The organism is Herbaspirillum hiltneri N3 (assembly GCF_001267925.1).
GTDB classification, from domain to species: Bacteria; Pseudomonadota; Gammaproteobacteria; order Burkholderiales; family Burkholderiaceae_D; genus Herbaspirillum; species Herbaspirillum hiltneri.
On sequence record NZ_CP011409.1, the window covers coordinates 154,839 to 169,998 of the forward strand.

General features: G+C 60.3%; 13 protein-coding genes. 10 read left to right on the plus strand and 3 right to left on the minus strand.

Going from position 1 to position 15,160, the window contains the following annotated elements; genetic code table 11:
* Positions 1-172 precede the first annotated feature (172 nt).
* The gene (locus F506_RS00685) at positions 173-1,897 is read left to right on the plus strand and encodes a proline--tRNA ligase (RefSeq protein ID WP_053194827.1); all 1,725 of its coding nucleotides are present in this window, start codon (positions 173-175) and stop codon (positions 1,895-1,897) included.
* Between the two features lie 20 nt (positions 1,898-1,917).
* Complete coding sequence (locus tag F506_RS00690) at positions 1,918-2,574, plus strand: lytic transglycosylase domain-containing protein (protein ID WP_053194828.1); 657 nt, start codon at positions 1,918-1,920, stop codon at positions 2,572-2,574.
* A 67-nt stretch (positions 2,575-2,641) separates the two neighbouring features.
* Here F506_RS00690 and F506_RS00695 read toward each other — a convergent pair whose 3' ends face one another.
* The 3 genes from F506_RS00695 to ffh all read right to left on the minus strand — a co-directional run bounded on the left by F506_RS00695 (position 2,642) and on the right by ffh (position 5,420).
* Entirely contained in the window at positions 2,642-3,067 is a 426-nt protein-coding gene (locus F506_RS00695) for a hypothetical protein (RefSeq protein ID WP_053194829.1), read from the minus strand.
* Positions 3,068-3,273: 206 nt separating this feature from the next.
* A complete protein-coding gene (locus F506_RS22465; RefSeq protein WP_083457492.1) occupies positions 3,274-3,732 on the minus strand; it encodes an SWIB/MDM2 domain-containing protein in 459 nt (152 codons plus the stop codon).
* 320 nt (positions 3,733-4,052) lie between these two features.
* Positions 4,053-5,420 (minus strand): signal recognition particle protein, encoded by a 1,368-nt coding sequence (gene ffh / locus F506_RS00710; protein ID WP_053194835.1) that lies wholly within the window; start codon positions 5,418-5,420, stop codon positions 4,053-4,055.
* A 307-nt stretch (positions 5,421-5,727) separates the two neighbouring features.
* Here ffh and F506_RS00715 point away from each other — a divergent pair, with 307 nt between their 5' ends.
* The 8 genes from F506_RS00715 to F506_RS00750 all read left to right on the plus strand — a co-directional run bounded on the left by F506_RS00715 (position 5,728) and on the right by F506_RS00750 (position 15,030).
* Positions 5,728-6,690, plus strand: coding sequence for an ABC transporter substrate-binding protein (locus F506_RS00715; RefSeq protein WP_053194836.1), 963 nt, complete (start codon positions 5,728-5,730; stop codon positions 6,688-6,690).
* A 24-nt stretch (positions 6,691-6,714) separates the two neighbouring features.
* Positions 6,715-7,536 carry an ABC transporter permease gene (locus tag F506_RS00720; RefSeq protein WP_053194839.1) on the plus strand — a complete coding sequence of 274 codons (822 nt, stop codon included), beginning with the start codon at positions 6,715-6,717 and terminating at the stop codon, positions 7,534-7,536.
* 1 nt (position 7,537) lies between these two features.
* Complete coding sequence (locus F506_RS00725) at positions 7,538-8,335, plus strand: ABC transporter ATP-binding protein (RefSeq protein WP_053194841.1); 798 nt, start codon at positions 7,538-7,540, stop codon at positions 8,333-8,335.
* A gap of 172 nt (positions 8,336-8,507) precedes the next feature.
* Positions 8,508-9,323 carry a cytochrome C assembly family protein gene (locus F506_RS00730; protein ID WP_053194842.1) on the plus strand — a complete coding sequence of 272 codons (816 nt, stop codon included), beginning with the start codon at positions 8,508-8,510 and terminating at the stop codon, positions 9,321-9,323.
* On the plus strand, positions 9,320-9,595 hold the full coding sequence (locus F506_RS00735; RefSeq protein ID WP_053194844.1) for a PP0621 family protein: 276 nt from the start codon (positions 9,320-9,322) through the stop codon (positions 9,593-9,595). Before F506_RS00730 ends, F506_RS00735 begins: the two co-directional genes overlap by 4 nt.
* A 1-nt stretch (position 9,596) precedes the next feature.
* The gene (gene ampD / locus F506_RS00740) at positions 9,597-10,220 is read left to right on the plus strand and encodes a 1,6-anhydro-N-acetylmuramyl-L-alanine amidase AmpD (protein ID WP_053194846.1); all 624 of its coding nucleotides are present in this window, start codon (positions 9,597-9,599) and stop codon (positions 10,218-10,220) included.
* 492 nt (positions 10,221-10,712) lie between these two features.
* Positions 10,713-13,685 (plus strand): ribonucleoside-diphosphate reductase subunit alpha, encoded by a 2,973-nt coding sequence (locus F506_RS00745; RefSeq protein WP_053194848.1) that lies wholly within the window; start codon positions 10,713-10,715, stop codon positions 13,683-13,685.
* A gap of 151 nt (positions 13,686-13,836) precedes the next feature.
* Positions 13,837-15,030: a ribonucleotide-diphosphate reductase subunit beta gene (locus tag F506_RS00750; RefSeq protein WP_053194850.1), complete on the plus strand. Its 1,194-nt coding sequence runs from the start codon at positions 13,837-13,839 to the stop codon at positions 15,028-15,030.
* Positions 15,031-15,160 lie beyond the last annotated feature (130 nt).

Below are 15,160 nucleotides of genomic sequence, written 5' to 3' on the forward strand. Positions count from 1 at the left end.
TGCTCGATAATTGTCAGCACGCGCCTTTGTCAGGCGCGGCAAAGACCGGCACATCAACGTGCGATGTGCATGAAACAGGGATCAAATGTGCAAAGAGTGGGCGCATCAGCCAGCTAATCCTTTAAAATTAGGTTGATTATAAACCTTCCTCTTTTAAAAAGAACTCATCGTCATGCGCGCCTCCCGATTTTTTATTTCCACCTTGAAAGAAGCTCCTTCCGACGCCGAAATCGTCAGCCACAAGCTGATGATGCGGGCCGGGATGATCAAGCGGCTCGGCTCCGGGATCTACACGTACATGCCGATGGGCCTGAAGGTGATCCGCAAGGTGGAAGCAATCGTGCGTGAAGAAATGAACCGCTCCGGTGCCATCGAATTGCTGATGCCGGTGGTGCAGCCGGCCGAGCTGTGGCAGGAAACCGGCCGCTGGGACAAGATGGGCGCCGAGCTCATGCGCGTGAAGGATCGCCACGGCCGCGACTTCGCCATCCAGCCGACTTCCGAAGAAGTGGTCACCGATGTCGCCCGCACCGAGCTGCGCAGCTATAAGCAATTGCCGGTCAACTTCTATCACATCCAGACCAAATTCCGTGACGAGCGTCGTCCCCGCTTCGGTCTCATGCGCGGCCGCGAATTCACCATGAAGGACGCCTACTCCTTCGACCGCGACGTCGACGGCCTGAAGAAGTCCTACCAGGTCATGTACGACGCCTACGTGCGCATTTTCACGCGCTTCGGCCTGCAGTTCCGCGCCGTCGCGGCGGACAACGGCGCCATCGGCGGCTCCGGCTCGCATGAATTCCATGTCATCGCCGCCACCGGCGAAGACGCGCTGGTGTATTGCCCGACTTCCGACTACGCCGCCAACATGGAAGCGGCCGAAGCGGTCGCCGTCAACGCCACGCGCGGCGCGGCAAGCGAAGCGCTGACCAAGACTGCGACACCGGGCAAGGCCAAGTGCGAAGCGGTGGCCGAGTTGCTCAAGCTGCCGCTGGAGCGCACCATCAAGTCCATCGTCCTGACCGTGGAAAAGGACAAGCCGGCCGACAAGGAAGTCTGGCTGCTGCTGCTGCGCGGCGATCATGAACTCAACGAAGTCAAAGCCGGCAAGATCCCCGGCCTGGCAGGCTATCGTTTCGCCAACGAAGCCGAAATCGTCGAATGGTTCGGCACGCCGCCTGGCTACCTCGGCCCGATCGGCACCAAGAAGCCGGTCAAGGTCGTGGCCGACCGCACCGTCGCCAACATGAACGATTTCGTCTGCGGCGCCAATGAAGTCGATTTCCACTTCACCGGCGCCAACTGGGGCCGCGATCTGCCTGAACCGGTCGTCGCCGATATCCGCAACGTCGTCGAAGGCGACGCCTCGCCGGACGGCAAGGGCGTGCTGGCGATCCAGCGCGGCATCGAAGTCGGCCACGTGTTCCAGCTCGGCACCGCCTATTCGGAATCGATGAAGGCGACCTACCTCGACGAAGCAGGCAAGCCGCAACCGCTGCAAATGGGTTGCTACGGCATCGGTGTGACGCGCATTCTCGGCGCCGCCATCGAACAGAATTTCGACGACAAGGGCATCATCTGGCCGGCCACGCTGGCGCCGTTTGAAGTGGTGTTGTGCCCGATGGGCTATGACCGCAGCGAAGCGGTCAAGGCGGAAATCGACAAGCTGTACGACGCGCTGGTTGCGGCGGGCGTCGACGTCATTCTCGACGATCGCGGCGAACGTCCGGGCGCCATGTTTGCGGACTGGGAACTGATCGGCGTGCCGCATCGCATCGTCATCGGCGACCGTGGTCTCAAGGACGGCCAGATCGAATACCAGGGCCGTCGCGACACTGCGGCGACACCGGTGCCGCTGGCCGACGCGCTGGCGTTCATCAAGGGCAAGCTGGCCTGACGACCGGCGCTCGCCGCGACATGCGGTTGTTCCGGTTGGTACTGACGTTGGCGTGCGGCGCGCAATGGCTTGTCGCCGCAGCCGCTCACGCCGGCAATCAAAAAGAAGAGCAACTGGCGGACTCGCTCCGTTCGGTGCTCTCGCAAGCGGTGGCGGACGCTCGTCCGCCGCAGCCGCAATTCCCCACCATCGAAGAACGCATCGCCTACGTCAACTGGCTGGGCGAGATGTCCGATCGCCTGCGTGAAACGGTACCCGACCGGCGCGGCCGGCTGGAATTGCTGGAGAGCGCCTGGTATGAAGCGCGCCGCGCAGGACTCGATCCGGCTTTGGTGCTGGGATTGATCGAGGTCGAATCGGCGTTCCGGAAATATGCGATCTCGTCGGCAGGCGCCACCGGCTACATGCAGGTGATGCCATTCTGGACGCGCGTCATCGGCGATGGCGACCGCCGCAAGCTGTTCCACATGCGCAGCAATTTGCGCTACGGCTGCGTGATCCTGCGGCTCTATCTCGATCAGGAAGGCGGCGATTACTTCATGGCGCTGGGACGCTACAACGGCAGCCGCGGCCAGGCCGAGTATCCGAACGCAGTACTGAGTGCGTGGAGGCGTTGGGAATACACAAATTCTGCCGGCCAAAAAGGAGAGGGAACCGGCGCAACCATCCTGCGCTGATTCCCTCTGCCTTCTCTGCCCGCGTCGCTAGTCCAGTCTGCCGGGTAAATCGTTTACCGTATGTCGCTTACTGTGTCGTCGCCGGCACGATCGTCACATCCTTGCGCAGGATGCCGCCGGAAGGCGCGCTGCCTTCCACGTCGCTCGGGTTTTCAATGCGGCGCTGGCAATCCGCCTGATCGCCGGCCGGCAGGGCCTTGCAGCGGTCCAGCGCGTTCGCCGAGTATTGCGCCTGCTGGCCGTCATTCAGCTTGCCTTGTTTGGCCTGCTGGTAAGCGGCGCCGGCTTCGCGCAGGCAGGTGGCCTTGTCCTGGTTCGATTGTCCGCTGGTGCAGACGGCTTTTTCACGTTGGTATTGCGCCTCGAGTTCGGAGTTGCTCTTGGCGGCTGCGAAAGCGCAGTTGGTCGCGAGCAGGCCTGCTGCGGCGAGGCCGAGAGCAGCGGCAGTTTTACGCAAGCCCGTACGGGCCGGATTCTGTTGAGGGAATGTCATGCTGAAGTCCTTTCAGGTTACGTCCGTGCCATCTAGACTCCGGCCGAAAACCCAAAGTTCAGCCGGCGACAGAGATATCGACGTCCTGTAGGAATGCACTGTCGGCGCATGGCAGGTATGTGCCCGGGTTGCGTCCGGAAAACAAAAACGCCCGCGCGTTGCGGGCGTTTTTGTTTTGCAAGGAAGTCTGCAAAAACCTGTATTGCTTATTTCAAATGGCCGGAAATCAGCTTGGTCATTTCAAACATCGATACCTGTTTCTTGCCGCCGAACACGACTTTCAACTTGTCGTCCGCGTCGATATTGCGCTTGTTTTCGGCGTTTTGCAGATTGTGTTTCTTGATGTATTCCCAGACCTTCTTGGTCACTTCGGTACGTGGCAGAGGTTTCGCGCCCACGACTTCAGACAGCGCTGCGGATGGTGTCAGCGGTTTCATGAAGGCGGCGTTGGGAGTACGTTTGACGGCTGGTTTCTTTGCTGCCGGCTTGGCTGCTGCTTTCGGTGCTGCGGCTTTCTTTGGAGCGGCTGCTTTTGCTGCAGGCTTTGCTGCTGCTTTTGGTGCTGCCTTTTTCGGTGCTGCGACTGCTTTCTTTGGAGCTGCTTTCGGTGCTGCTTTTGCTACGGGCTTCTTCGCTGCGGCTGCGGGTTTTTTGGCTGTGGCCATCTGTAAGCCTCCTTAATAAGAGATCAAGCAAGGAAAGAGTTGAATGCGCAAATCACGCACCAGCAATAGTGGTGCGGTTTTCCCGGCGATGCAAGTGTTTTTTAGCGCTTTTCGGGGCGAAAACACGCTATAAGCAACGACGATTGCGAAAACCCCCCTCGCTCCTCTCAAAAAGCCGCCCGGCGCGGCTTTCGCACTGTTCCGGGGCATCCTGCAAAGAGGTCCCCGGAACCGGATCGCGATCTCAATGCAAGGTCGTGATCCGCCAATCGAAAAAACCTGGGCGATGCCCGGAATCCTCATGGATTGCGAAGAGGTTCTTAGCGCATGCCCGGCATCATGCCCTTCATGCTGCGCATCATTTTCATCATGCCGCCGCCTTTGAGCTTCTTCATCATCGATTGCATTTGCTCGAACTGAGCCAGCATGCGGTTGACTTCCTGCACCTGGACGCCGGCGCCGGCGGCGATGCGGCGCTTGCGCGTGGCTTTGATCAGTTCCGGCTTGGCGCGCTCCTGCAGGGTCATCGAATTGATCATGCCCTCCATGCGTCGCACCTGTTTTTCGGCCTGGTCCATGTTGGTTTTTCCTGCGGCCTGTTGCATCTGCGCCGGCAGTTTGTCGAGCAGGCCGGCCATGCCGCCCATCTTTTTCATCTGGCCGAGCTGGGCCTTGAAGTCGTTGAGATCGAACTTGCCGCCGCCCTTGATTTTTTGCGCCAGATCGTTCGCCGCGGCGACGTCGACGCCTTTGCGCGCTTCTTCGACGAGCGCCAGGATATCGCCCATGCCGAGGATGCGGTTGGCCATGCGGCTCGGATCGAAGGCTTCCAGGCCGTCCAGTTTTTCGGCCACGCCGGCGAACTTGATCGGCTTGCCGGTGATGTGGCGCACCGACAGCGCGGCGCCGCCGCGCGAGTCACCGTCCAGCTTGGTCAGCACGATGCCGGTCAGCGGCAGCGCATCGCTGAAGGCCTTGGCGGTATTGATGGCGTCCTGGCCGAGCATGGCGTCGACCACGAACAGGGTTTCGATCGGCTTGACGGCGGCGTGCACCGCGCTGATTTCTTGCATCATCGCTTCGTCGATGCCGAGGCGGCCGGCGGTGTCGATGATCAGCACGTCATGGAAATGGCGCTTGGCGTAGTCGAGCGCGGCCAGTGCGATGTCGACCGGCTTGTCTGTGGTCTTGGTCGGGAAGAAGTCGGCGCCGGCCTGGGCGGTGACGGTTTCCAGCTGGCCGATCGCAGCCGGACGGTAGACGTCGGCGGAGACGGTCAGGACTTTTTTCTTGGTGTTCTCGCGCAGGTACTTGGCGAGCTTGCCGACGGTGGTGGTTTTACCGGCGCCTTGCAGACCGGCCATCAGGATGATCGCCGGCGGCTGGGTGGCGAAGTTGAGCTGGGATGCTTCCGGACCGAGATCGGCGCCCATCAGGCTGGCCAACTCGCGTTGGACCACGCCGACCAGCGCCTGGCCGGGGGTCAGCGAACCGATGACTTCTTCGCCGACGGATTTTTCCTTGACCTTGGCAATGAACTCGCGCACGGCCGGCAGGGCGACGTCGGCCTCCAGCAGCGCCAGGCGCACTTCGCGCAGCATTTCTGCGGTATTGGATTCGGTCAGGCGCGCCTCGCCGCGCATGGTTTTGACGACTTTGGCAAGGCGTTGGGTGAGATTGTCGAGCATGATGAACCGTTATCTTGAGAAAATAGGTGCGGGTCGCGCTGGAATCAGACGAACCATCCGGACAAAAACCGTCCGGGCGAGAACCGCAGGGTAAACAGGCATTTTACCTGATCGCACCGCGCCTCAGCGGCTGGCCCTGCAGGGCCTTGCGCAGGAGTAGGGGAAAGTACGGTATTGTTCTCGCTGCAGGATTTGTGTATACAGTGGCCTTGCACAGAATGAATGGACGGTTCTTCCCACGAGGAAGGCGCATATCAACCCGCGGCGTATTTCGCCCGCGGCGCAAACATAACGACAGGAGAGAGAGATGCACAAGAAACTCATCGCGGCGGCAGCCGTCGCCATCGTGGCGGCAGGCGCTTCGTTCAGCGCAGGCGCACAGGAAGTGATCCGCCTCGGCAACCTCAAGTTCGCGCACTACGGCGCGGTGTCCTATATCAAGGAAATCGCCCCGAAATGCGGCATCAAGGTCGACGAAAAAGTCTTCGCCAAAGGCCCCGACGTGATGCAGGGCATCCTCGCCGGCGAGCTCGATGTCGGCACCACCGCTTCGGAAGCCGCCATCTCGGGCCGCGCCAACGGTGCGCCGATCTATGTCGTGGCCGGCTTCGCCAAGGGCGGCGCGCGTCTCGTGGCAGCCAAGGATTCCGGCATCAAGTCGGTCAAGGACCTGAAAGGCAAGAAAGTCGGCGTCACCCGCGGCGGCATCCATGAAGTGCTGCTCGACGCCGAGCTCGGCCAGAACGGCCTGACTGCCAAGGATGTGACCATCGTCTACCTGGCCTTCGCCGACCTCAACCAGGCGCTGCTGGGCAAGAACATCGACGCCATGATGCAGAGCGAACCGCAATCCTCGCAGGCGATCAACAAGGGATTCGGCGTCGAAGTCATGAAGCCGTACGACACCCCGATCGGCGAACCGGTGCGCACCATGGTGATGACCGAGAAGTTCTACAAAGAGAAGCGTCCGCTGGCCGAGAAGTTCATGCGCTGCTTCCTGGAGGCGACCAAGACCTTCATCGACAACAAGGAAACCGCCGAGAAATACGTGCGTGAAGTCATCTTCAAGAACCAGATCACCAAGGAAGACTTCTATGACGCCATCGGCAATTCGCCTTACGCCTATGACATCACTGCCGAGCATATCCAGGTCACCACCGACACCATGGCCAAGTACGGCACCGGCAAGATGGCCAAGCCGCCGGTCGCCAAGGATTGGGTGAAGACCGATCTGCTCGAGCAAGCCAAGAAGAGCATGAATCTGAAGTAATTCTTTCAGCAACAGGGAACAGCGATGGCAAAACAGAAAATTGGGGGAGCCCTGCAGGGATTGCTGGTGCCGGTGGCGGTGATCGCCATCTGGCAGGCGGCGTCTTCGCTGGGCTGGATTAATCCGCTGGTTTTGCCGTCGCCGTGGGCGGTGGTGCGCAAGTGGTTCGAGTACGCGGCGCCGCTGAAACCGTATGACCCTGCCGAGGGTAGCTGGCTGGCCTGGCTGTTTTCCGGCGAGCTGCTGATGGATGCCATCGGCAGCCTGTACCGCGTGGTGGTCGGTTTCCTGATCGGCGCCGGCCTGGCCTTGCCGCTCGGTTTGCTGATGGGATCCAGCCAGCGCGTCTACGGTCTGATGAATCTGACGGTACAGGTGATTCGTCCGATTCCGCCGATCGCCTATATCCCGCTGGCAATCCTGTGGTTCGGGCTGGGCAATCCGCCGGCGCTGTTCCTGATTTCTCTGGGCGCGTTCTTCCCGGTACTGATGAACACTATCGCCGGCGTACGCCAGGTCGACAGCATCTACCTGCGCGCGGCGCGCAACCTCGGCGCCAGCCAGCGTACGCTGTTCGTGCGCGTGATGCTGCCGGCGGCCGTACCTTATATCCTGTCGGGCGTGCGCATCGGCATCGGCACCGCCTTCATCGTGGTGATCGTGGCCGAGATGATCGCGGTCAGCAACGGCCTGGGATTCCGCATCATGGAAGCGCGCGAGTATTTCTGGTCCGACAAGATCATCGCCGGCATGATTACCATCGGCCTGCTCGGCCTGGCAATCGACCTCGGCATGAGCCGCCTGAACAATTACATGCTGCGCTGGCATCGCGGACTGGAGAGCTGACATGAGCGCATCCCAAATCGTCGTCACCGGCGTCAACAAGGTTTTCAAAAGCGACGAGCGCGAAGTGGTGGCGCTCAAGGACATCAACCTCGACATCCCGGACGGCCAGTTCGTCTGCCTGCTCGGCCCGTCGGGTTGCGGCAAGTCGACCCTGCTCAACGCCATCGCCGGTTTTGCGCTGCCCAGCAGCGGCAACATCACCACCGACGGCAAGCCGGTCACCGAGCCGGGGCCGGATCGCGGCATGGTGTTCCAGGAGTACGCGCTGTTCCCCTGGATGACGGTCGAGCAGAACGTCGCCTTCGGTCTTGAAATCAAGGGCGTCGGCAAGGCCGAGATCCAGGCCCGCGTGACGCAGCTGCTGGACAAGCTGGGCCTGATCGATTTCCGCAGCCGCTTCCCGAAAGACCTGTCCGGCGGCATGCGCCAGCGGGTGGCGATCGCCCGCGTGCTGGCACTGGATTCGCCGATCATGCTCATGGATGAACCGTTCGGCGCGCTCGACGCGTTGACGCGCCGCAATTTGCAGGACGAGTTGCTGCGCATCTGGGACGAGTTCAAGAAGACCATCGTCTTCGTCACGCACAGCATCGAAGAAGCCATCTACCTGGCCGATCGCATCGTCGTCATGACCTATCGTCCCGGCACCATCAAGCGCGACATCACGGTCACGCTGCCGCGTCTGCGCGACCCGGCCGACCCCGAGTTCAACGCCTTGAAGCGCGAACTCGGCCAACTGGTCATGGAAGAGCAGCAGCGCCATCACCACGACGAAATGCGCGCCGCCGCCGTCGACTGAACATTGTTTTTCGCCGTTTTGCCCCCACTCTATTGGTTCGTGCTGAAGCAATAGGGTGGCGTCGTATTTGCCCTCCGGCAAATGCCGTGGGCGCACATCGTGCTCTTATTTGACCGCTTTTCGCGAGCCCTGCCGCAGTCAGCGAAGTGGCGACATGGTGTAAACTTAGTCGATGCAAACTTATTTTTTCATTCTGGCTGCACTGCTCTATCTGGGCTGCGCCTTCCTGCCTTCCGAGCGGCGCCTGCCGATTTCACTCGGGACGGTGGTCGGCTGGCTGCTGCATGGCGGCGCCCTGGTCTACGACATGTTTGCGCCCGACGCCGTGCGCGTCGGTTTTGCGGTGATGCTGTCGGCCACGATGTGGGTCTCGGTGGCCGCCTACTGGCTGGAAAACCGCAATTTCTCGCTCGACAGCCTGCGCGTGCTGGTGCTGCCGGTGGCAGCGGTGGCGGTGATCCTGCCGAGCGTGTTCCCGGGCAACATGGTCGAGCTGGCGGGCAAGTCCGACTGGTTCCTGTGGCACATCGCGATTTCCATCCTGGCCTACAGCACGCTGACCATCGCGGCCTTCCATGCGGTGCTGATGGTGCTGCAGGAGTCGCGCCTGCATACCCGTCCGAAAATGGGCACGGCGCAGCCAGGCTGGTTCTCGATTGCGCTGGACCGCTTGCCGGCATTGCTGACGATGGAAAAAATCCTGTTTCGCCTGATCGCATTCGGTTTCGTTTTGTTGACCCTGACGGTGTTGTCGGGGGTCGTGTTTTCCGAGCAGTTGTTCCAGAAGGCGTTCGTGTGGGATCACAAGACGATCTTCACCTTGTTGTCCTGGGGTCTGTTCGGTTTATTGCTGGCGGGACGCAAATGGCAAGGCTGGCGCGGTCGCACCGCGCTCAGTTTCACCCTCACCGGGTTTGCCATTTTGCTGCTCGCCTATGTCGGCAGCCGCTTCGTGCTTGAAGTCGTGCTGCATCGGATACTCGTATGAAATATCTCATCTGGCTGGTGATTGCCGTGGCGGTGGTGGTCTGGTTCCAGCGCGCCAAGAAGTCCATGACGGCGGGCGCCGCCTCTGCCCCGGACCGAGAAGGCGCGGGACGCAATCCGTTCGCGCGCAGGCGCAATGAAAACAAGCAGCAGGCCGAGGCCATGGTGCAGTGTGCGCATTGCGGCATTCATTTCCCTGCCTCGGAATCCGTCAGCAGCGCCGCCGGCGCCGTGTTCTGCAGCGAAGAACACCTGCGCCTGGCCTCGTCCTGAAATGAACCGCCCGGCGCCGGTCCTGGACATCGCCGCCGACGGCTGGTGCGGCCAGGCGCATCGCCAGCCGTCGCCCAACTTCGACGCGCGCGCCGAGGGCGTGGCGGCCGAGTTGCTGGTGATCCATAACATCAGCCTGCCGCCGGGCCAGTTCGGTGGGCCGTTCATCGGCGACTTGTTCTGCAACCGGCTGGATTGCGACGCCCATCCGTATTTCGACCAGTTGCGCCCCTTGCGGGTGTCGGCCCATTTCGTGATCCAGCGCGACGGCAGCCTGGTCCAGTTCGTCTCGGCCAACGACCGCGCCTGGCATGCGGGCGTGTCCAGCTTCCATGGACGCGAGCGCTGCAACGACTTTTCCATCGGCATCGAGCTTGAGGGAACCGACTTCGAACCCTTCACCGATCTCCAGTACGAGGTGCTGGCGGCGCTCACCGATGCACTACGCCGGCACTATCCTCTGACTGACGTGGCCGGTCACGAGCACATCGCTCCCGGTCGCAAGACCGATCCCGGTCCATTTTTTGACTGGACGAGATTCCAGAAAAATTTCTATTGCCTTGCAGAACAAGCGCAATTGCGCTTCCCTGCTGGGGGTAGCGGAAGTCAAGCGCAAAACATATAAAAATATCCAGAAATAGCGGTTGCATCTCCCGATGCCAGACACTAGAATTAGTCTCAATCATTCCTTTGGAACTAGATGTAGTGTTTTTGGTAAGTAAATCTTTAGCCGTTCTTCGGGTTGGAAGTAGCTGTTCACGGTTCGCTGCGGTACGCATAAAGCATCATAAAGCGCCGGATCAGGCTCTCAAGAGGGGCTCGACAGGTTCGGCAGAGTTGGCTTCACGGTTGGGCTCCATGGAAGGTGGCGGGTCTTGAGGCAAGCAACAATTCAAACGATGTCTCGGCAGTCCTCTCATCTCAGGTTTTCTCAGATTTTTATTTAACAGTTTGGAGCAGTAGCAACCAGGCGGCTGCAAACAGGCAGCAGCATTGGTGTTCTCCTGTTCCCGGTATTTCGTGAACCTCTCTCCGTTTTGGTATCTATATAGAGAGAAGGTTCTATTGGCAACGCGGGCAGTTTTGCTGCCCATCAATCACAGTTTTAGGAGGCTCAGTGCGCTCTACTCAAGAAATTTCCGCTAAATCCCCAGCCGATTTTGGCGTCATTCCCACCGCGGGCAATCTCGACGAAGCGACGCCTTCGCAGTTGATCAAGCCGGCTTCCGGTTTGGGCGAATACAGAATCATCCGCCGCAACGGCGCGGTGGTCGGTTTTGAACCATCGAAAATCTCGATCGCCGTGACCAAGGCGTTCCTCGCCGTCAACGGCGGCCAGGGTGCGGCTTCGGCGCGTGTGCGCGAAATGGTCGAGCAATTGACCACCAGCGTCGTCTCGGCCCTGGTGCGTCGCCAGCCGACCGGCGGCACTTTCCATATTGAAGACATCCAGGACCAGGTCGAACTGGCCCTGATGCGTTCCGGCGAACACGACGTCGCCCGCGCTTACGTTCTGTACCGCGCCAAGCGCATGGAAGAGCGCGCCCAGCAACAAGGCAGCACCGCCAAGACCGATTTCGCCGCACCGCAACTGCACGTGGTGGAAGACGGCCAGAGCCGTCTGCTGGACCTCAACGAAGTCCGCACCCTGATCACCGCCGCCTGCGTCGGCCTGGAAAAGCACGTTGACGCCGACGCCATCCTGGCCGAAACCGTCAAGAACCTGTACGACGGCGTGCCGGTCGAAGAGCTGCACAAGTCGGCCATCCTGGCTGCCCGCGCGCTGATGGAAAAAGACCCGGCCTACAGCCAGGTTACCGCGCGCCTGCTGATGCACACGATCCGTAAAGAAGTGTTCGGCAAGGAAGTGGCGCAAGCCGATGCGCCGGCCGAGTATCTCGATTACTTCGCCAAGTACATCAAGAAGGGCATCGCCGCCGACCTGCTCGACTCCAAGCTGGCCCAGTTCGATCTGGTCAAGCTGGCCGAAGCCATCAAGCCTGAGCGCGACCTGCAATTCGGCTACCTCGGCCTGCAAACTCTGTACGACCGTTACTTCCTGCACATCCAGGGCACCCGCATCGAAATGCCGCAAGCGTTCTACATGCGCGTCGCGATGGGTCTGTCGCTCAACGAAATCGACCGCGAAGCGCGCACCATCGAGTTCTACAACCTGCTGTCGTCGTTCGACTTCATGAGCTCGACGCCGACCCTGTTCAACTCGGGCACCCTGCGTTCGCAACTGTCGTCGTGCTATCTGACCACCGTGGCCGATGATCTGGACGGCATCTACGAAGCCATCAAGGAAAACGCGCTGCTGGCCAAGTACGCCGGCGGCCTGGGCAACGACTGGACTCCGGTCCGCTCGCTGGGCGCGCACATCAAGGGCACCAACGGCAAGTCGCAAGGCGTCGTGCCATTCCTGAAAGTGGTCAACGACACCGCCGTGGCGGTCAATCAGGGCGGCAAGCGCAAGGGCGCAGTCTGCGCCTACCTGGAAACCTGGCACATGGACATCGAGGAATTCCTCGACCTGCGTAAAAACACCGGCGACGACCGCCGCCGTACGCATGACATGAACACCGCCAACTGGATTCCCGACCTGTTCATGAAGCGCGTCATGGAAAAGGGCGAGTGGACACTGTTCTCGCCATCCGATGCGCCTGACCTGCACGACAAGTTCGGCAAGGCCTTCGAAGAAGCCTACACCGGCTACGAAGCCAAGGCTGCCCGCGGCGAGCTGAAGCTGTTCAAGAAGGTGCAGGCGCTGGACCTGTGGCGCAAGATGCTGTCGATGCTGTTCGAAACCGGCCACCCATGGATCACCTTCAAGGACCCATGCAACATCCGTTCCCCGCAGCAGCACGTGGGCGTTGTTCACAGCTCGAACCTGTGCACCGAGATCACCCTGAATACCAACGAATCCGAAATCGCCGTCTGCAACCTCGGTTCGGTCAATCTGCCTGCTCACCTGGTGAACGGCGAGATCGACCACGCCAAGCTGCAAAAGACCATCCGCACCGCAATGCGCATGCTCGACAACGTGATCGACATCAACTACTACGCGGTCAAGAAGGCGCGTGACTCGAACCTGCGTCACCGTCCGGTCGGCCTGGGCATCATGGGCTTCCAGGACTGCCTGCACGTCAAGCGCGTGCCGTACGCTTCGGCGGACGCAGTGGAATTCGCCGATCGTTCGATGGAAGCCGTCTGCTACTACGCTTACTGGGCATCGACCGAACTGGCGGAAGAGCGCGGCCGTTACAGCTCCTACCGCGGTTCGCTGTGGGATCGCGGCATCCTGCCGCAAGACTCCCTGAAGCTGCTGGCGCAGGAACGCGGCGGCTATCTGGAAGCGGACATGTCGGAAACGCTGGACTGGTCGGCATTGCGTTCGCGCATTTCCGAGTTCGGCATGCGCAACTCGAACTGCGTGGCGATCGCGCCGACGGCGACGATTTCCAACATCATCGGCGTGTCGGCTTGCATCGAACCGACTTACCAGAACCTGTACGTGAAGTCGAACCTGTCCGGCGAATTCACCGAAATCAACGAGTACCTAGTGCGCGACCTGAAGGCCCGCGGCCTGTGGGACGAAGTCATGATTTCCGACCTGAAGTACTTTGACGGCAGCCTGGCCAAGATCGACCGCATCCCGCAAGACCTGCGCGACATCTACGCCACCGCTTTCGAAGTCGAGCCGTCCTGGCTGGTGGAAGCAGCATCCCGCCGTCAAAAATGGATCGACCAGGCGCAGTCGCTGAACATCTACATGGCCGGCGCATCGGGCAAGCGTCTGGACGAAACCTACAAGCTGGCATGGTTGCGCGGTCTGAAGACGACCTACTACCTCCGCACCATCGGCGCGACGCATACCGAGAAGTCGACTTCCAAGACCGGCGCGTTGAACGCGGTGGCGGTGGACGGCGGCGTCAGCCATAGCGCAGCGGCGGCCTCGGCGCCGACATCGATGACGGCGTCTGCCGCCAGCGTGGCAACCGTGGCGGCGGCAGAAGTCGAAGCCGATGGCGCGGCATGCTATCTGCGCCCAGGCGATGCAGGTTTCGAAGAGTGCGAAGCTTGCCAGTAATCGAGGCAGGCAGCAGGAAGTAAATACAGGCAGCAGCCGCCGGCAAGTCCGGCGGCAGTCTTCTCCGGAAGATGAACGTGCCGCCTGAATCAATGTCATAAGTCACATCCCGGCCGCGCCGGGACGTCAAAAGTAAATTAAAGGATCAAACATGCTCTCCTGGGATGATGAAGTGAAGGCGACGCCGGCACCATCCGCGCCGCGCGCCCCGCAAACGCCTCAGCCTCAATTGCAATCGGCCGCCGCTAACAATGCACGTCCGCAATTCTCGGATGTGGCCCTGAATCCTGCTTTGGTGACCAAGGACGAAGCGCCGGTCGACGTGACCAGCCGCGTCAATGCCGCCGACAAGCGCATCATCAACGGCCACACCGACGTCAATCAGCTGGTGCCGTTCAAATACAAATGGGCCTGGGACAAGTACCTGGCCGGCTGCGCCAACCACTGGATGCCGCAGGAAATCAACATGCAGCGCGACATCGAGTTGTGGAAAGATCCGAACGGCCTGACCGAAGACGAACGCCGTCTGGTCAAGCGCAACCTCGGCTTCTTCGTCACCGCCGACTCGCTCGCCGCCAACAACATCGTGCTCGGCACCTACCGCCACATCACTGCGCCGGAATGCCGCCAGTACCTGCTGCGCCAGGCGTTCGAAGAAGCGATCCACACCCACGCCTACCAGTACATCGTCGAGTCGCTGGGCCTGGACGAAGCGGAAATCTTCAACGCCTATCACGAGGTGAAGTCGATTCGCGACAAGGACGAGTTCCTGATCCCGTTCATCAACACGCTGACCGATCCGCAGTTCACCACCGGCACCACCGAGAACGACCAGAAGCTGCTGAAGTCGCTGATCGTTTTCGCCTGCATCATGGAAGGCCTGTTCTTCTACGTCGGCTTCACGCAGATCCTTGCGCTGGGCCGCCAGAACAAGATGATGGGCGCCGCCGAACAGTATCAATACATCCTGCGCGATGAATCGATGCACTGCAATTTCGGGATCGATTTGATCAACACGGTGAAGATGGAGAACCCGCATTTGTGGACGCCGGAATTCAGAAACGAAATTAAATCGTTGTTTTTAAGCGCCGTAGAGTTGGAATATCGTTACGCAGAGGATACAATGCCGCGAGGCGTGCTAGGTTTGAATGCGCCGATGTTCAAAGGCTACTTACGGTTCATCGCTAATCGTCGCGCACAGCAAATCGGACTCGATCCGTTGTTCGCGCAAGAAGAAAATCCGTTTCCATGGATGAGCGAGATGATCGATTTGAAGAAGGAGCGCAACTTCTTCGAAACCCGAGTCATCGAGTATCAAACCGGAGGCGCGCTTAACTGGGAATGATGTGCCCATCTCGTCAATGCTCTTCAGCGAGATCTGTGAGGCACTCAGCGGTCGGATAGCTTGCAAGATATCCGACTGCCAAAAACGGAAGGCTTTCACCAAATTTAATGAACAGTAAAAGACCGAAACG